10 protein-coding genes are annotated in these 17,934 nt (G+C 74.3%); 2 read left to right on the top strand and 8 right to left on the bottom strand.

Features of this window, described 5'->3' with window-relative positions:
- Positions 1–275: 275 nt before the first annotated feature.
- The 3 genes from ACFFRH_RS20620 to ACFFRH_RS20630 all read right to left on the bottom strand — a co-directional run bounded on the left by ACFFRH_RS20620 (position 276) and on the right by ACFFRH_RS20630 (position 2,574).
- Positions 276–1,721 (bottom strand): MATE family efflux transporter, encoded by a 1,446-nt coding sequence (locus ACFFRH_RS20620; RefSeq protein WP_344748709.1) that lies wholly within the window; start codon positions 1,719–1,721, stop codon positions 276–278.
- Between the two features lie 163 nt (positions 1,722–1,884).
- On the bottom strand, positions 1,885–2,088 hold the full coding sequence (locus ACFFRH_RS20625) for a hypothetical protein (protein ID WP_344748708.1): 204 nt from the start codon (positions 2,086–2,088) through the stop codon (positions 1,885–1,887).
- 45 nt (positions 2,089–2,133) lie between these two features.
- Positions 2,134–2,574 (bottom strand): MarR family winged helix-turn-helix transcriptional regulator, encoded by a 441-nt coding sequence (locus ACFFRH_RS20630; RefSeq protein ID WP_344748707.1) that lies wholly within the window; start codon positions 2,572–2,574, stop codon positions 2,134–2,136.
- A 245-nt stretch (positions 2,575–2,819) separates the two neighbouring features.
- Here ACFFRH_RS20630 and ACFFRH_RS20635 point away from each other — a divergent pair, with 245 nt between their 5' ends.
- Both ACFFRH_RS20635 and ACFFRH_RS20640 read left to right on the top strand, forming a co-directional pair.
- Positions 2,820–6,137, top strand: coding sequence for an AfsR/SARP family transcriptional regulator (locus tag ACFFRH_RS20635; RefSeq protein WP_386158716.1), 3,318 nt, complete (start codon positions 2,820–2,822; stop codon positions 6,135–6,137).
- 226 nt (positions 6,138–6,363) lie between these two features.
- Positions 6,364–7,530 carry an FAD-dependent monooxygenase gene (locus ACFFRH_RS20640; protein ID WP_344748704.1) on the top strand — a complete coding sequence of 389 codons (1,167 nt, stop codon included), beginning with the start codon at positions 6,364–6,366 and terminating at the stop codon, positions 7,528–7,530.
- Positions 7,531–7,554: 24 nt separating this feature from the next.
- Here ACFFRH_RS20640 and ACFFRH_RS20645 read toward each other — a convergent pair whose 3' ends face one another.
- The 5 genes from ACFFRH_RS20645 to ACFFRH_RS20665 form a co-directional block, all read right to left on the bottom strand.
- Complete coding sequence (locus ACFFRH_RS20645; protein ID WP_386158720.1) at positions 7,555–9,426, bottom strand: N,N-dimethylformamidase beta subunit family domain-containing protein; 1,872 nt, start codon at positions 9,424–9,426, stop codon at positions 7,555–7,557.
- 46 nt (positions 9,427–9,472) lie between these two features.
- Positions 9,473–10,927: a condensation domain-containing protein gene (locus ACFFRH_RS20650; protein ID WP_344748702.1), complete on the bottom strand. Its 1,455-nt coding sequence runs from the start codon at positions 10,925–10,927 to the stop codon at positions 9,473–9,475.
- A 25-nt stretch (positions 10,928–10,952) separates the two neighbouring features.
- Positions 10,953–11,204, bottom strand: a complete 252-nt coding sequence (locus ACFFRH_RS20655; RefSeq protein ID WP_344748701.1) for an acyl carrier protein — start codon at positions 11,202–11,204, stop codon at positions 10,953–10,955.
- 65 nt (positions 11,205–11,269) lie between these two features.
- On the bottom strand, positions 11,270–11,443 hold the full coding sequence (locus tag ACFFRH_RS20660; RefSeq protein ID WP_344748700.1) for an MbtH family protein: 174 nt from the start codon (positions 11,441–11,443) through the stop codon (positions 11,270–11,272).
- Between the two features lies 1 nt (position 11,444).
- Complete coding sequence (locus tag ACFFRH_RS20665) at positions 11,445–17,816, bottom strand: non-ribosomal peptide synthetase (RefSeq protein ID WP_386158724.1); 6,372 nt, start codon at positions 17,814–17,816, stop codon at positions 11,445–11,447.
- Positions 17,817–17,934: the final 118 nt, after the last annotated feature.

Consider the following 17,934-nt stretch of genomic DNA (forward strand, 5'->3'; position numbering starts at 1 on the left):
GGACCTCCACCGCGACGTCAGGAGCGGCGGCCTCACGGTCGAGGATGGCGGCGCGACCGCGCCCTGAGGAACGGGGACCGCGCACCCGCCGTGAGGGGATTCCTGGATGGCCGGGTCGCGGCGCGGCTGATGGCGGGAGCGTGCCGTGACCCGCTTGACGAGTGCCCGAGCCCGCACGTGGTCGTGGCCCAGCGGATCACCTGCGCCGCGCCACCCCGCCGCGGACGCGCGAAGACGCCGTCCGGCGGGAGCCGGACGGCGTCGCGAACAGGGGATCAGGCCGCGGCCTGCGCGAGCACCTCCTCGGCGCGTTCCAAGCTGCCCTCGGCGAGGCCGCGATCGATCGCGCGACGGGACGCGAGCCACGTCACGACCCCGACGAGGAACACGACGCCCTCGGTGACGGTCAGCGCCCAGATGATGCCGGCCAGCCCGAACCAGAGGTCGCCGAGGAGCACGACCGGGATGAACAGGACGCCGTGCGCCACCGACATCACGATCGCCGCCACCGACCGCCCCGCCGCCTGGAACAGCGACGTGATGAGGCCCGCGAATCCGTTCACGATCATCGCCACGAGCTGCGCGGTGAGGACCGTGACGCCGATCGCGAGGACCGAGCGGTCCGCCGAGAACACGGAGAACACCTGCTCGCGGAACACGAACACCGTCGTCGAGAAGATCAGGACGATGCCCCCCACCGTGATCGCGGATGCGCGCAGCGCCGACGTGAGACGCCTGCGGTCACCCTTGCCGTACGAGTAGGCGAGGAGCGGCAGCACGCCGATCGTGACGCCCATCACCAGGAACTCCGGCACCTGCGCGATGCGGACCGCGACGCCCATGGCCGCGAGCGCGCCGTCGCCGTAGGCGGCCGCGAGGTTGTTGAGCACCAGCGTGGTGACGATCAGGAAGGCGGCCTGGAACAGCTCGCCGACGCCCACGCCGAAGACGGGCTTCAACACGGCGGGCGAGAGCGTGAACCAGCGCGGCGCGAGGCTCACGTGCTCGCTGTGCCGCCACAGCCAGACGGCGAAGTAGGCGACGATGCCGAGGTTCGCGAGGCCCATCGACAGCGCCGCACCGGCGACGCCCCAGTGCAGGACGAGAATGAACAGGACGTCGAACACGACGTTCGCGACCGCGGAGGCGATGATCCCGATCATCACCTGGCGCGCGGCGCCCTCCGCCCGTACGAGCTGTTCGAGACAGAACGCCGCGGCGAGCACGGGAACGAAGGCGAGCATGACGGCGACGTAGGCGCTCGTCGCGGGTACGGCGGCGGCGTCCGCGCCGAGGGCCGACACGAGCGGGTCCAGCAGGAGCAGGCCGACGCCGCCGAAGACGACCCCGGCGATCACCGAGCCCCAGACGGCGAACGACGAGACGTGCTTGATCTCGCCCGCCCTCGCGGGCTCGTGCTCCGCCGCGCCGAGCAGCCGCGAGATCAGCGTGCCGCCGCCGACGCCGAACACGCCGCCCACCGCCATGACCAGGCCGAGCACCGGCGTGCCGAACGTGATCGCGGCGAGCAGCGCGGTGTCGTGGAGCGAGCCGACGAAACCGGCGTTGACGAGGTTGTACACGGCGCCGACGATCATCGCGGCGGCCATCGGCACGCAGAGGTGCGCGAGGGCGCGGACGATCGGCGCGGTCGAGAGGTACCAGCGGTTGGTGCCGACGGTGTCGGCCTTCGCGGGGGATTCGAGGTTGGCGGTGCTCATGGCTGTTCCTTCTCCGGGCGGGTCCGGGTTTTCCGGGCAGGTTCGAGCGCGCGCCGGCGGACGCCGGCACGGCGAGGGGATGTTCTGGACGCGCGGCCGGGCCGCGTGTCAGGGGTGCCGCCGGAATACGGCGGGAACGGGCCGCGGGCTGAGTCAGGCGTGGTCAGCGGCGGTCGCGGCGACGGCGTGCGGCGCGAATCTCGGCGACGGCGACGGCGACGGCGTCGTCGTTCAGGAGCGTGTGGAGCCCGGTGGTCTCGGTGGAGGCGGTGCTTGGGCGGCGGGCCGAACGGTCAGTGGCGTCGGCGCTGGGCGGGGTGTGGCTCCTCGCGGGCGGGTTCGGGTGCGCGCCGGCGGACGCCGGCACGGCGAGGGGATGTTCTGGACGCGCGGCCGGGCCGCGCGTGCGCGGTCAGGACCGGGTCGGTTGCGGCAGCTCCGCGGTGATCTTCGTGAGCAGGGCGTCCAGGGTGGCCCGCTCGGCCTCGTCCAGGGGGGCGAGGATCGTCTCGTCGGCGGCGGCCATCGCGGTGTCGAACCCGGAGACGAGCTCGGCGCCGGCCGGCGTCGCGTAGACACGTTTGCTGCGTTCGTTGCCGCCCTCCGTGCGGCGCTCGACGAGGCCGCGCCGTTCGAGCCCCTGCAGCAGGCTCGATACGCTCGCCGCGCTCGTGCGGGTGACCTGCGCGATGTCGCGCTGGATCGCGCCGGGGTTCTGGACCAGGTAGCCGAGCGCGAAGCCCTGCTCGTGGCTGAGCTCGCGGGTCCGGATCCAGTCCTCGGCGGCCTTCCGCTGGGCCCACATGATCCAGCGGACCAGCCCGAGGGTGCTGGTGAGGTTCGGCGCTTCCATAGTCAGGACTCTAACTGTTAGGACTCTAACTGTCAACGATCGAACTGATCGGTGTGCCGTCGCCCGACGGGCACGATCGGGAGCGTGCCGACCGTCATCGGTCCACCGCAGCCTCCTCCGGACTCGCCCAGCCCTCCTCCGGTCCGGCCGGTGAGCCGGAAGGTCGTCCCGTATCCCGGGGACCGCGGCCTCGTGCCGCCCGCGGCGTCGGTCCCTCACCGGAGGCGTGGGGGACAATCGAGGCCATGCGGTTCGGCGTTCTCGGGTCCCTGGAGGTGCGGTCCCCCACCGGCGAGGAGATCTCCGTGGGCGGGCCCAGGCCGCGTGCCCTGCTCGTGATGCTGCTGCTCGACGCGGGCCGGGTGGTCGGCGTGCGGCGTCTGATCGACGGCCAGTACGGTGACGATCCCCCGGCCGGTGCCGCCAACGCGGTGCAGGCCCAGATCTCCCGGCTGCGCCGGAGCCTGCCCGCCGAGGTGATCGAGTTCCGCGGGACCGGCTACCGGCTCGTGGCCGACCCCGACGACGTCGACGCCCACCGGTTCGAACGGCTGGCCCGCGAGGGGCGGCGGCTGCTGGCGGAGGGGCGTCACGCCGCCGCCGCCGGCTCGCTGCGGGAGGCGCTCGCCCTGTGGCGCGGGCCCGCGCTGGCCGACCTGCCCTTCGGACGGGCGTGGGCGGACCGGCTGGAGGAGCTCCGGTTGACCGCGACGGAGGATCTCGCGGAGGCGGAGTCGGTCCTTCCCGAGGACGGTTCGGTGACTTCGGCGGCTTCGGTGGCGGAACTGCGGCGGCTGGTGGCCGCGCATCCGCTGCGGGAACGGCTCACGGGGCGACTGATGCTCGCCCTGCGGGCGGCGGGGCGGCAGGCCGAGGCGCTGGCGGTGTTCGAGGAGACCAGGCGGCTGCTCGCCGAGGAACTCGGCGCCGATCCCTCACCCGAGCTCGCCGCGATCCATCTGGCCGTCCTGCGCGCCGAACGGTCCGCGCCACCGCCACCGCCACCGCCACGACGGGGACTCGCGGCCCAGCTCACCAGCTTCGTGGGGCGCGAGCGGGAGCTGGAACGGATCGCCGCGCTGCGCGACTCGCGGCTGGTCACGATCACCGGGCCCGGCGGTATCGGCAAGACCCGGCTGGCGATCGAGGCGGCCGGACGCGGGTGGCGCGAGGTGTGCTTCGTCGACCTCTCCCCGCTCGGCGGCCCCGCCCCGCTCGGCGGCTCCGCCGCGTCCGGTGGTGCCGTTCTGCCCGGTGGCCCCGGTACGTCAGGCGGTCCCGACCCGTCCGGTGGTCCCGTTCTGCCCGGCGGTCCTGTTCCGCGCGGTGGTCTCGGCCCGTCCGGTGGTCCCGGGGCGTCAGGTGACGGTGACCAGGTGGCCCGTGCGGTGCTCGGCGCGCTCGGGCTGCGCGAGCCCGGGTTCCACGCGCCGCGCCCGGCCGATCCGGTGGAGCACCTGGTGGCGGCTGTGCGCGGGCGGGACCTGCTGCTCGTCCTCGACAACTGCGAACACGTGAACGCCGCCGCCGCCACGCTGGCTCGCGGGCTGCTGGGCGAGTGCCCCGGGCTCGCCGTCCTGGCCACCGGACGCGAGCCTCTCGGCATCACCGGTGAGACGCTCGTGCCGCTGGCACCGCTGGAGACCCCGCCGCCGGACTCCTCACCGTCCGCCGCCCTGGACTGTCCGGCCGTACGGCTGTTCGCCGACCGGGCGGCGGCCGTACGGCCGGGATTCGAGGTGCGGCGGGCCAACGTGGAGACGGTCGTCCGGATCTGCGCGGCGCTGGACGGGCTGCCGCTGGCCATCGAGCTGGCGGCCGCGCGGCTGCGCTCCTTCACCGTCGAGGAGATCGCCACGCGCCTGGAGGAGCACGGCCGGTTCCGGCTGCTGTCGCGCGGCGACCCCACGGCGGCGGCCCGCCACCGGACCCTGCGCGCGGTGGTGGAGTGGAGCTGGGGTCTGCTCTCGCCCGACGAGCAGGTGCTGGCCAGGCGGTTCGCCGTCTTCGCGGGAAGCGCGTCCCTGGAGGCGGCCGAGGCGGTCTGCGAGGTGGAGGACGCGGCCGGGCTGCTGGCGGACCTGGTGGACAGGTCGCTGGTCGTGGCGGACGGTGGCCGCTACCGGATGCTCGACACGATCAGGCTGTTCTGCGCGGAACGGCTGGCCGAGGCCGGGGAGGAGGACCGCCTGCGCGGTGGCCACGCCCGCCACTTCCTCGACCTGGCCCGGCGCGCCGACCCCCACCTGCGCCGGGCCGAGCAGCTCCGGTGGCTGGCCGGGCTCTCCGCCGAGCACGACAACCTGACGGCCGCGCTGCGCTGGGCCGTGCGCGACGACAGGGAGACGGGACTGCGGCTGGTCGCCGCGCTGGCGGCGTACTGGTGGCTGGGCGGGCGGCGCGGCGACGCGGGGGAGGCGGCGGCCGAGCTGCTCGAGGCGACCGGCCGCCCCCTCCCCGGGCTGGAGGAGGAGTACGTCATGTGCGTGGCGCACGCCGTACCCCGAGCACTGCCGGAACACTGGGAACGGGCCGAGGCGATCATGCGGTCGCGGGACCGGCCGCTGCGGTACCCGTTCGCCGAAGCGTTGTGGGGCATGTCCGCCGGGCCGCCGAGGTCGACGCCGCCCGCCGGGCCCGAGACCGACCGGCTGTTCGGTTCCGATCCGTGGAGCCTGGCCCTGGCCGGGCTGGGCCGCGCCCTGCTGAAGGTGTTCGGCGGCGATCCGGCCGGAGGCGAGCGGGAGCTGGAGGAGGTGCTGGAGCGCTTCAAGTCCCTGGGGGAGCGCTGGGGGACGGCTCAGGGGCTCGACTGGCTGGCCCTTGCCGCGGGCCGGCGCGGGGAGTGGGCGCGCGCCCGGGACCTGTGGCGGGAGGCGCTGGAGCTGCTGGAGGAGCTCGGGGCCCTGGAGGAGACCGCGGACATGCTGGGGCACCGGGCCGAGGCGCTGGTCCGTGAGGGGGATCTCGCCGCCGCCGCGGCCGACCATCGGCGAGCCGGGGAACTCGCCCGGAAGGCGGGCCTGCCGGGCGTGCCCGCCGTGACGCATCTGGGGCTCGGGGAGATCGCGCGGCTCGAAGGCGACCTCGCCGAGGCCCGTCGCCGGATCGGCCTGGCGCTTCGGGGGACGGAGATCGGGGCCTTCGGCGCGGAGTCGGTGCGGACGCGCGCGCTCACCGCGCTGGGACGGCTGGCCGAGGCCGAGGGCGATCTCGCCGGGGCCCTGCTCCACCACCGCCGGGCGCGGGCCCTCGCGCGCAGGTCGCCGCTGGCGATGGACCTCGCCGACGCCGTCGAGGGACTGGCGGGAGCCGCCCTGCTCGAAGGGACGGGGACACGAGCGTTCGAGGGGGCGGGAACGCGGGCGGCGCTGCTGCTCGGTATGGCGGTGGCGCTGCGCGGGACGGCCGTGGCCGGTGACCGCGACGTCGCCCGGGTCACCGCGGGCGCCCGCGACCTCGCCGGGGCGCAGGCGTTCGCATCGGTGTACGCCCGGGGGGCCGCGATGCGCCGCGACGAGGTGCTCGCGGCGCTCGACGCGGATGATGCGGACGACGGCTGAGAGCGCCCGCCTCGGATGGGGGCCGGGGCCGTTCGACGTGGGGACGGAGGTCGTCCGGCGCCGAGGGCGGCCGACACGTCGCGACGAGGTGCTCGCGAAGCTTGGTCCCGGCGACGGGCCGGAGGCGTCCGGTGCCGGGAACGGCTGACAGGGGCCGGCGCCGAGGACGTCCGGCTGTCAGCCGATGGTCGGCGAGCTGTCAGCGCTCCCCTCGAAGCTCGTGGGCATGAAGAACACCACGGTCCTCATCTCCGGTGCGAGCATCGCCGGGCCCGCGCTCGCGTACTGGCTGAGCCGTTCCGGCCACGCCGTCACCGTCGTCGAGAGGGCGCCCGCGCTCCGCCCCGGCGGCCAGGCCGTCGACTTCAAGGGCGAGACCCACCGCGTCGTGCTGGAGCGGATGGGAATCCTCCCGGAGGTGCGGCGGCGCCAGACCGGCGGGACCGACCAGACCATCGTCGACGCGGACGGCAGGCCGCTGGCGGTCCTGCCCGGCGCGTTCACCGGCGGCGACGTCGAGATCCTCCGCGGTGACCTCGCCGCCCTGCTGTACGAGAGGACCGAGGCGGACTGCGAGTACGTCTTCGGCGACTCCATCACCTCGCTGACCGACACCGCGGGCGGCGTGCGCGTCACCTTCGAGCGCGGCGCGCCGCGTACCTTCGACCTCGTGGTGGGCGCCGACGGCATCCACTCCAACGTGCGGCGGCTCGCCTTCGGCCCCGAGTCCGACCACGTGCGCTTCCTCGGTCACTACTACGCGCTGGCCGACCTCGGCGTCGACTCCGGCAACGTGATGTACAACGAGCCCGGCCGGATGGTGGCGCTCGGCGGACCCAAGTCACCCGCGTTCTTCGTCTTCGCCTCCGAGCGGCTCGACTACGACCGCTACGACGTGGAGCGGCACAGACGCATCCTGGCCGACGCCTACCGCGGTATGGGCTGGCGGGTCCCCGAGCTGGTGGCCAGGCTGCCTGAGGCGCGGGACCTCTACCTCGACTCGATCAGCCAGGTCAGGATCGACCACTACGCCAGGGGCCGGGTGGTGCTGCTCGGCGACGCCGCCTACGGCAACACCCTGGGCGGCTTCGGCACCGGCCTGGCGGTCGTGGGCGCGTACGTGCTGGCAGGGGAGCTGGCGGCGGCCGGTGGCGACCACCGGACCGCGTTCCGCGCGTACGAGGAGGCCTTCCGCGGCTACGCCAAGGTGGCCCGGCAGGGCGGCGCTGGCTCCTTTCTCGCCCCGGCGACGCGGCGGGGGATCAGGATGCGCAACCGGCTGTTCAAGAGCCGGTTCCTGCTGTGGTCGATGCTCAGGATGACCGACATGTTCGCCACGGACATCGAGCTCAAGGACTATCCCGCGCTCACCGGGACCTCCACCGCGACCTGAACGCCGTCCCTCCCGGGGAACGGGTCACGGTGTGGGCGCCGCCTGTCCCGGGAGGGCCGCCTCCTCACCGGAGGCCGCCTCCAGGAAGTTCGCGCGCCGCAGCAGCGGGCGGGCGCGGGCGGTGCCGATCAGGGTGCCCGCGTGGCCGGTCAGCACGGTGCAGCCGCCCGCGTCGCACAGGTCGGCCCATCCGGCCGGGGTCGCCACCGGCAGGCGCGTGCGGATCCGGCCGTCCGCGTCCGCCATGTAGAGCCGGCCGTTCATCGCGGTCAGCGCCACGGCCTCGGCTCCGGCGGCGGCCTCGACCAGGCTCCAGGCGGAGGTCTCCGGGTCGAACAGCCACAGGCCGTCCGCGGCGGCGGCGAACAGCTCGCCGTTCACCATGCCCAGGCCGACTCCGCCGCGGGGTCCGTCGGCGAGGGTGGTCCAGCCGTGCCCGGGGTCGCGGTAGACGAGCCGGTCGTCGGCGGTGAGACCGTACAGGCCGATCGGGTGGACGGCGGTGGCCTCCCTGGGGGTGGCGAGGGCGACCAGCGCGGGGGCGGTGCCCGCGGGGCGCCAGCGCAGGTTCTGGTCGGAGACCTCGCGGGTGAGCAGCGAGCCGTCGGAGGTGACGCCGTACAGCAGGGAGTCGAACACGGTCAGCGCGCCGACCCCGTCCGCGCCGCCGATGGTCTCCCACCCGCCCGTACGCACCGACAACCGGTTCAGCACGTTGCGGGTGATCCGGTCCACGGCCGGGTCGTGCAGGGTGTTGCCCCAGTTCACGGTGGAGGCGGTGAACACCGTCCCGGCGCCGAGGCCGAAGACGCCCATGGTGGCCATGCCGCCCTGGCCGTACCGGTGCCAGTGCCGCAGGTCGGCGGTGGCGAGGATGACGAAGGACGGCGGGGTGCCGTCGCGCCCGGTGGCCACCGGCACGCCGTCCTGCTCGACGAAGTCGCAGGCGTCCGTCTCGTAGCCGATCGCGCCCTTGCCGAACGTGTCGCCCTCGCCCAGCTTGGTGCCCTCGAACACCCAGTGCTCGGGGAACCGGACGGTGTAGGACTCCTCGTGCATGAGCCGCATGTACGGGCCCCAGGTCCCGGCGCCGCGCCGGAAGCTCACCCCGGTCAGGCCGTTCTCCGGGCGGTTCACCGGCGCGCTGGACCACTCGACCGTGGTGAGGGCCGGGTCCACGGCGGCCATCGGGTCGGCGACCGCGTCGCGGTAGCAGACCATGGTGCGCCCGTCGTCCTCCAGCCGGAACTGCCACCAGCAGGTGTTGCCGGAGAAGACGGCCAGATTGCCGCCCCGGCGGACGAACTCCTCGACGCTGTCGCGCATCCCCGCCGACCAGTACTCGTCGTGCCCGCTGACCATGAGCAGCCGGTGGCCGGAGAGCAGCTCACGCCCCTCGTGCAGGTCCAGGGCCGAGCAGTAGTCGACGTCGTACCCGGCCGGGCCCAGCCAGCGGATCATGCCCTCCTCCCAGCGCTCGGGCGGCGGCCCACCCCCGGGCCGGTCGAAGGACACCCGCGAGGCTCGGGTCGGCTGCTCGCTCCAGTAGATGGACTCGCCGGGGATGCCCGCCCGGTTGTACGCCTGCCAGGTCGGGAACGGGATCGACAGCAGGATCGGCGAGCGGGGACGGGCGGCCCGTACGACGAAGTAGACCTCGCAGGTGCCCTCGTCGGCGGTGAAGACCGCGCGGTAGAGCGAGCTGCGCCAGCCGGTGGAGACGTCGAGCGTCCACACCGGGCCGGTGAACTCCGCGTCGAGCACGGCCCGGTCGGTGGCGACGTCCTCGACCAGCACCGAGCCGCGCAGCGGGGCGCGGGAGGCGCGGGCGAGGTGGAAGCGGAGCGCGCCGCCCTGGACGCAGGACGTCGACTCGGCGTAGGCGTGGACCGTCATCGGACACCTCCGGCGTGCGGCCGGGACCCGGCCGCGGGAAGGGCGTTCAACCGACAGGCTCCAGCACCTCGCGGAACGCGGCCTCGACCAGCAGCGACTCCAGGTCGAGCAGGTAGCGTTCCATGGCGGGGCGGGGAAGGTAGCCGGTGTCGGCGGTGAGCGAGACGCCCAGCCCGCCGGGCTCGCCGGTCACGTGCAGGCAGAACCGGCAGTTGAGCCGCTCCTGGCTGAGCGGCCAGGTGAGCGTCGTCTCGTCCAGGGCCCGCCGCACGCTCGTCTCGTCGGGGGAGGCGTCCACCCGGTCGGCGAAGCGCATGTCGTTGAAGCAGCAGTACGGGTGGATCCGCACGCCCCGCTCCCGGCCGGCCCGCTCGGTGAGCCGGTCCCGGTCGTCCGGGTCGTGGTAGGCGGACCGGTAGGCGCGCAGCGCGGCGGGCTTGGCCGCGCGCAGCAGCTCGCTGAAACCGCCCTCGCGCAGGTCCAGCACGAACAGGCCCTCCTGGGAGAGCGTGGTGACCGCGTTGACGGTGTCGCCGCGGAAGCGGTTGCCCACGATCGGCAGCATCGCGCTCACGTCGTGGCCGGTCACCCTCCCGGCCAGCACGGACGCGGCGGCGAGCAGGACGGTCGAGGTGCTCGTGCCGCTCAGCGCGGCGATCCGCTGCACGGCCAGGTCCATCGCCCGGGAGACGAGGTGCGCCCGCCAGATCGGCGGATCCGCGGGGACGCCCGCCCACCGGTCGAACATGGTCGGGGGGATGCGCCGGTAGCCGCTCTCCCAGTGTTCCGCGGCCACCGCCGCGACCTTCAGACCCTGTTCCGAGCCCTGCCAGCGGGCCAGCTCCAGCGGGGAGGGCGGGGGCGGCCCGGGTACGGAGCCGCGCAGCAGGAGCAGCCGCAGCTCCGTGACCGCGACCTCGGCCCCGAGGCCGTCGGCGGCGAGGTGGCAGAAGACGAGCACGATGTGGGTGACCTCGCCGCGGTCGACGACGAGCCCGATCCTGAGCGGCCACTCGTCGCCGTAGTCGAACGCGGTCTCGGCCAGCGCGTCCCGCAGCCGCTCGGGATCGCCCTCCGCCACGGTGACCGGGATGGATCCGCCGGTCGCGAGCACCTGCCACGGCTCCGCGCCGTCGCTCTCCCGGGCGCCGCCCGGGTACGGCGCCGTCCCGCTCGCCTGGACGACCTTCCCGTACGGTTCGGCGCCGCTCAGGCGGACGGCCTTCCCGTACGGTTCCGTACCGCTCGCGCGGGCGGTCCTCCCGTGCGGCGCCTCGCCCAGTCTGGTGCGCAGGGACTCGTGCCGCTCCACCAGCGCGCGCAGGACCTCGGCGGCCCCCGCCACGGTGAGCGGCCTGGCCCGCCTGGGCACGGCGAGCACACGGCCGAAGTTGAAGTAGTGGTCGTCCGGCGCCGTCTTCTGGATCGTGTCCCAGATGGCCCGCTGCCCCCAGGTCAGCGGTGCCGTCTCCGATCGGCTCCCCGAGAACCGGATCTCCATGTGCTTCCCCCGTTCGGAAGTGAGGTCAGGAATGCGCGCGTTGCGCCTCGTTGATGTGGCGTTCCAGCGCGTCGAGGTCGTCCAGCACGTCGAACCCGTCGCCCGACAGGTCGATCTCCACCCCGAACTCGGTCTCCACCGCGTCGATCAGCCGCATCTGCGCCAGGGAGGTGACCCCCAGCGCGGACAGCGGGACCGTGGCGGCCAGTGCCTCCCTGGCCGTGACGGCTCCGTCGGAGGCCGAGGCCACCATCGCCGCCAGTCGTTCCCTAACCATTGCGAGCCCCTCTCGTACGGTCTCCGGCGCCGCTCGCCGGGATCCGGATCCAGTCACCGTGCATCTCACGCCCTTCTCACGCTGAGCGGGCGCAGGTCGGTCCAGACACGGTCGATGTGGGCGAGGCAGTCCTCCTTGGTGCCGGAGACGCCCTCCTCGCGCCAGCCGTCCGGGAGGTCCCGGCCGTCCGGCCAGATCGAGTACTGCTCCTCGTGGTTGACCACGACGCGGTAACCCATCTCAGCTCCCGGTTTCCATGAGGCGCTCGGCCTCCTCGTCGGACATCTCGGCCAGTTCGGCGACGAGCAGTTCCTCCACCGCCGCGGCGAGGTCGGCCACGCTGCTGCGGGCGAACAGGGTGCGGATCGGCACGTCCACCTCGATGGCGGCGCGGAGCCTGGCGACGGCGCGGGTGGCGAGCAGCGAGTGCCCGCCCAGCGCGAAGAAGTCGTCGAAGGCGCCGACCTCCTCGATGCCCAGCACCTCGCCGAAGATCTCGGCCACCAGTTCCTCGGCGTCGCCGCGCGGGGCGGTCCTCGTCCGGGACCCGGCCTCGGGCGCGGGCAGCGCGGCCCGGTCGAGCTTGCCGTTCGCGGTGAGCGGCAGCGCGGTGAGGCTCACCCAGAGCGCGGGGACCATGTAGGCGGGCAGCGTCCCGGCCAGGTATCCGGTCAGTTCGTCACCCGTGGCGGTGCCGACGACGTAGCCGACCAGCGTCTCCCGGTGCACGGCCACCGCCGCCTGGCCGACACCGGGGTGGGCCAGCAGCCGCGCCTCGATCTCGCCGAGCTCGACGCGGAAGCCGCGGACCTTGACCTGGTCGTCGAGGCGGCCGAGGAACTCCAGCTGCCCGTCGGCCCGCCAGCGCGCCAGGTCGCCGGTCCGGTAGATCCGGTCCCCGCCGGGGACACCGGAAACGCCGGAAGCACCGGGAACACCGGGAACACCGGAGCCGCCGAGGGTGGGGAAGCGCTCGGCCGTGAGGGCCGGCCTGCCCAGGTAGCCGACGGCCACCCCGGCGCCGCCGACGCACAGCTCGCCCGGTGCCCCCGGCGGCACGGCCTCGCCGGAGCCGTCCAGGATCAGGATCGAGGTGTCGGCGATCGGGACGCCGATGGGCGGGCGCCCGGGGGAGCCGTCCAGCTCGGCGGCCGTGGCGATGATCGTCGCCTCGGTCGGGCCGTAGGTGTTGACCAGCCGCACCCGGTCGCCGAAGCGCTCCCGCCAGCGGGTCACGGCCGCCTCGTGCACCTGCTCGCCACCGAGGATCACCAGCCGCAGGGTCGGCGGCCAGGCGATCTCGCCGATGTCGTCGACGAGCGCGTGCCAGTACGCCGTGGGCAGGTCGAGCACGGTGACCCGGTCGAGGTGGTCGGGCAGGGTGACGCCGCCCTCGGGCAGCAGCTCCAGCCGGGCCCCCGCGGCGAGCGCCGGATAGATCTCCTCCGCGTGGGTGTCGAAGCTCAGCGAGGCGAACTGGACCACCCGGTCGTCGGGGCCCAGCCCGTACGCGTCGCGCATCCACGCGACGCGGGCGGCCAGGTTGTGGTGCGAGACCACGACCCCCTTGGGCGTTCCGGTGGACCCTGAGGTGTAGATCACGTAGGCGGCCGGGCCGGGCACCGGGACGAGGGGGTGCTCGTCCGTACGGGCCGCGTGACCGGCGGGCAGGGACCGCTCGTCCGCGTGCGCGCGTGGCGTTCCGGCCGGCAGCCGGTCGCCCAGGCCCGCCGTGGTGAGGACGAGGGAGGCGGCGCTGTCGTCCAGCATGAACGCGAGCCGCTCGGCGGGGTGGTCCGGGTCGAGCGGCAGGTAGGCCGCCCCCGCCCGCCAGACGGCGAGCAGGGCCGCGACGGCGTCGGGCGACCTGTCCAGGCAGACGCCGACCACGTCGCCGGGGACGACGCCCCGCTCCCGCAGCAGCGCCGCCAGCTCGTCCGCGCGGGCGTCCAGCCCGGCGTAGGTGAGCGTGGCGTCCCCGCATCCGATCGCCACCGCGTCCGGCGTGGCCCGCACGGCCGCCGCGAACAGGTCCGGCACCGGGGGAGCGGCCGGTCGCGCGGGTCCCCGCGACAGACGCCGCAGCAGGGCGTCGTCGTCGCCGGTGCGCAGCGGCAGCTCGGAGACCCGGTCGCCGGACGCGTCCGGCAGCGCGGTGAGCAGCAGGCGGAACCGCGCGGCCATCGCCTCGATCGTGGCCCGGTCGAACAGCTCGGTGTCGTAGACGAAGCTGAGCGCCAGCTCGTGCTCGTTGTGCCAGGCCTCCAGCATCAGTTCGAGCTTGGCCTGCCGCATGCCGTGCTCGAACCCCGTCGTGGTGAGCCCCGCGAAGGCGTCGCGGGACTGCGCGAAGTCCTGGGTGTGCAGGATGAGCATGGTCTGGAACAGCGGGGTACGGGTCAGGTCGCGCTCGACCCGCAGGGCCGTCACCAGCTCCTCGAACGGCACGCCCTGGTGGGAGAAGGCGTCCAGCACGCCGATCTGGGTCTCGCGGAGCAGGTCGGCGAAGGTGGGGTCGGCCGACAGGTCGCCGCGCATGACGAGGGTGTCGCTGAGGTAGCCGACGACCGGTTCGAGCTGGACCCGGTCCCGGCCCGCGGTGGCCGTGCCGACCAGGATGTCGTCGTGCCCGGTGTGCCGCGACAGCAGGACCTGGTAGGCGGCGAGCAGGACCATGAACATGGTGGCGCCGTGCTCCCTGCCCAGCCCGGCCAGGGCGGCGGCCTCGGCCGCGTCCAGCCGGACGTTCACCACGTCGCCGCGCCTGGCGGCCCCGGCGGTGCGCGGCCGGTCGACCGGCAGGTCCAGCGGGGTGGGGTCGGCGAGCCTGTCCCGCCAGTAGCCGAGCAGGTCGCCGAGGTCGCGCCCGCGCTGCCAGAGGGCGACGTCGCCGAACTGGAGCGGGACCGGCGGCAGGGCGGTGGCCCCGGAGTAGAGCCGCGACACCTCGTCGAAGATGAGGTTGAGCGACCAGCCGTCGCCGAGGATGTGGTGCAGCACGACGCACAGGACGTGGTCGTCCTCGGCGATCCTGATCAGGGTGACGCGCAGCGGCGGCCTGGCGCCCAGCTCGAAGGGCGCGTTGGTCAGGGCCGCGACCAGCTCCAGCGCCCCGGCCTCGCCCGCCGCGTCGGCCTCCTCGACGGTCACGGGCCCCGGCGGGTCGACGACCACGACCGGCACGCCGTCCGCCTCGGGGAAACGGGTGCGCAGGCTCTCGTGCCTGGCGACCGTCCCGGCGAGGGCCCCGGCGAGCGCCTCCCGGTCCAGCGGCCCGCGCAGCCGCCTGACCAGGCACATGTTGTACGACGCGTCGTCCGGGTCGAGCCGGTTGAGGAACCAGAGCCGCTCCTGGCCGAAGGAGAGCGGCGGCACGGTTCCCTCCGGCCTCGGCCGCGGCCCGTCGTTCCGCTCGCCGGACGCGGTCGCGATCAGCTCCGCCAGCCCGGCGACGGTCGGCCGGGTGAACACCTCCCTGACGGGCACCTCCGTCCCGGACAGCGCCGCCAGCCGCGAGGTGACCATGGTGGCGAGCAGCGAGTGCCCGCCGAGGGCGAAGAAGTCGTCGTACGCCCCGACCTCCGCCGTCCCGAGCACCTCGGCGAAGACCTGCGCGACCATCCGCTCGCCCGGGGTGCGGGGAGCGACCGCGTCCCGCGAGGGCGTCGCGTCCACGTCGGGCAGGGCGTTGCGGTCGATCTTCCCGTTGGGGGTGAGCGGCAGCGCCTCCACCTCGACGAACACGCTGGGCACCATGTAGCCGGGCAGCTCGCGCGCGGCGCGCTCCCCGAGCCCGTCGAGCGCTCCCGCGCCGTCCGTCTCCCCCTCCGGCGACGCGGCGGGCACGACGGGCGCTGCGGGCAGGTCGGGCGCTGAGGGTGCTGCGGGTACGGCGGGCACTGTGGGCACGACGAAGGCCACCAGCCGGTCCCCGCGCACCGCGACGACCGCCTGCCGCACGCCGGGGGAGGCGTCCAGCACGGCCTCGATCTCGCCCAGCTCGATGCGGTGCCCCCGGAGCTTGACCTGGTTGTCGGTCCGGCCGAGGAACTCCAGGGTGCCGTCGTTGCGCAGGCGGACGCGGTCTCCGGTCCGGTAGTGCCGCGCGCCTCCGGGGCCGGGGACGAAACGCTCCGCGGTCAGGGCCGGGCGGCCCAGGTAGCCGGTGGCGACCCCCTCGCCGCCGATGAGCAGCTCTCCGGCCACCCCGATCGGGCACGGCCCGCCGCCGGGGTCGGCGACGTGGACGACGGTGTTGGCGATCGGGCGGCCGATGACGATCTCGCCGGGCTCCTCGGGGACGTCCCAGGCCGTGGACCAGATGGTGGTCTCGGTCGGGCCGTAGACGTTGACGAGCCGGTCGACCCGGGGACGCAGCTCGCGGGCGAGCCGGGGGGCGAGCGGCTCGCCGCCGGTGAGCCCCACCACGCGCGGCAGGTCCCCGGCGAGCAGGACCCGCCATCCCGAGGGCGTCGCCTGGACGTGGGTCACGCCCTCGTCCCTGACGAGGCGCGCGAGCCGCACCCCGTCGCGGGCCGTCTCCGCGTCGGCGACGACCACCCGTCCGCCCGTCACCAGCGGCAGGTAGAGCTCCAGGGCGGAGATGTCGAACGACAGCGAGGTCAGCGCCAGCCACACGTCCCGCGGTGAGGACCGCACCAGGTCGCGCATCGCCAGCAGGAAGTTGGTCAGCGCCCGGTGGGGGACCACCACCCCCTTCGGCCGTCCGGTGGACCCCGAGGTGTAGAGCACGTACGCGGTGTCATCGGGAAGCGGCCGCGCGGGGGCGCCGGTCGCCGTGCCGGTGGCGGGGGGAAGGTCGTCGAGGCCGGTCAGCACCAGCGCCGCCGCGGAGTCCTCGATCACGTACGCGACGCGCGCCTCGGGGTAGTCGGGGTCGACGGGGAGGTAGGCCGCGCCGCTCATCGCCACGCCCAGCAGGGCGACGAGCATCTCGGCGCCGCGCTCCATCCGGACCGCGACCAGCGAGCCGCGCCCGATCCCGGCCGCGCCCAGCCGCCCGGCCAGCTCCGCCGCCCGCGCGACCAGTTCCGCGTACGTCAGCTCCCGCGCGCCGGTCCCGGCCGTCGGCCCGTTCACCGGCCCGCCCACCGATCGGTCCACCGGCGCGGTCCCGTTCACCGGAGCGGTCCCGGCGGGCGTGGCGCGTACCGCGACCGCGTCGGGGGTCGCCGCGGCCTGGTCGAGCAGCAGGTCGACGAGGGTGACCTCGGGCAGCTCGGCCGCGGTGTCGTTCCACTCGCCGAGCAGGGCGAGCTCCGCGTCCGGCAGCACGCGCAGCGAGTTCACCGGGGAGGCGGGGTCCGCCACGACGGCCGCGAGCAGCTCCTGGAAGCGGGCGACCATCCGTTCCACGGTCTCGGGGTCGAACAGCTCGGTGCTGTAGATGGCGGTGCAGTACAGGGCGCCGTCGTCGCCGGGGTACATGTCCACCGACAGGTCGAGCCTGGCGCGGGCCCAGCCGTTGGGGAAGCTCGTGGCGTCGAGGCCGGGCAGCGGATCGGCCGGCTCGCCGTGGGTGTGCAGGGCGAACAGGGTCTGGAACAGGGGCGTGCGGCTCAGGTCCCGTTCCACGTCGAGCTCCACCACGAGGCGCTCGAAGGGGACGTCCTGCCGCGAGAGCCCGTCCAGCACGACCCTGCGGGTGCGCTTGAGCAGTTCCTCGAAGGTGGGCTCGCCGGACAGGTCGCAGCGCAGGGCCAGCGTGGTCGAGAGGAAGCCGATCATGGTCTCCAGCTCGGTGCTGCCGCGACCCGCCGCGGGGATGCCCACGCAGAAGTCGGTCTGGCCGGTGTGCCGGTGCAGCAGGACCTGGTAGGCGGAGAGCAGCACCATGAACGGCGTGCAGCGGGCGCGGCGGGCGAGGGCGCCGATCGAGGCGACCATGTCGGGGTCGATCCGGAACTCGACCTCGTCGCCCGCGCCGGTCCGACGGGCGGGACGCGGCCGGTCCGCCGGGAGGTCCAGGGGAGGGACCCCGGCCAGCTTCTCGGTCCACCAGCGCAGCTCGGAGTCCGCGGGGCGCAGGTCGCGCGCGTACTCGCCGTACTGCAGGGGCAGCTCGGGCAGCGGGGCGGTGCCCCGGCTCCCGTAGTGGGTGGACACCTCGGAACGGAGCACGTTCAGCGACCAGCCGTCGCCGTTGATGTGGTGCAGGACGACGCAGAGCACGTGCTCGTCGGGGCCGAGCTCGATCAGCGAGACGCGGAACGGCGGCGCGGCGGCGAGGTCGAAGGCCGTGTTGGTGAGCTTCGTGACCAGGGCCGTGACCTCCCGCTCGCGCCGGCCGGTCTCGCCCTGGACGGTGAAGCGGTCGACCGTCACCGGCGACGGCGGCTCGACGATCGCCACGGGCTCCCCGGCCACCTCGCGGAACCGGGTCCGCAGGCTCTCGTGCCGTGCCGCCACCGCGCTGAAAGCGGCCTCCAGGGCGATCTTGTCAAGGCGACCTTTCAACCTGTAAACATAGGATGTGTTGTAGGAAGAGTCGCCCGGATCGAGCCGGTGGAGGAACCAAAGCCGCTGCTGGCCATAGGACAGGGGGTATTCCGTCCCTGATTGACCGGTTGGAACCGTCTCCGGTGGGAACACGCAGGGCTCCTTTGTCGGCCGCGGGCCCGGTAGTTCACGCAAACGCGTTGGAGGTTAGTACGCAAAAGGCCCGCTCTGTGCATATCTGACCAGTTGGGCGGGCATCGGAAGGGTCTCT

Source organism: Streptosporangium vulgare, assembly GCF_042428775.1.
Classification (GTDB): Bacteria; Actinomycetota; Actinomycetes; order Streptosporangiales; family Streptosporangiaceae; genus Streptosporangium; species Streptosporangium vulgare.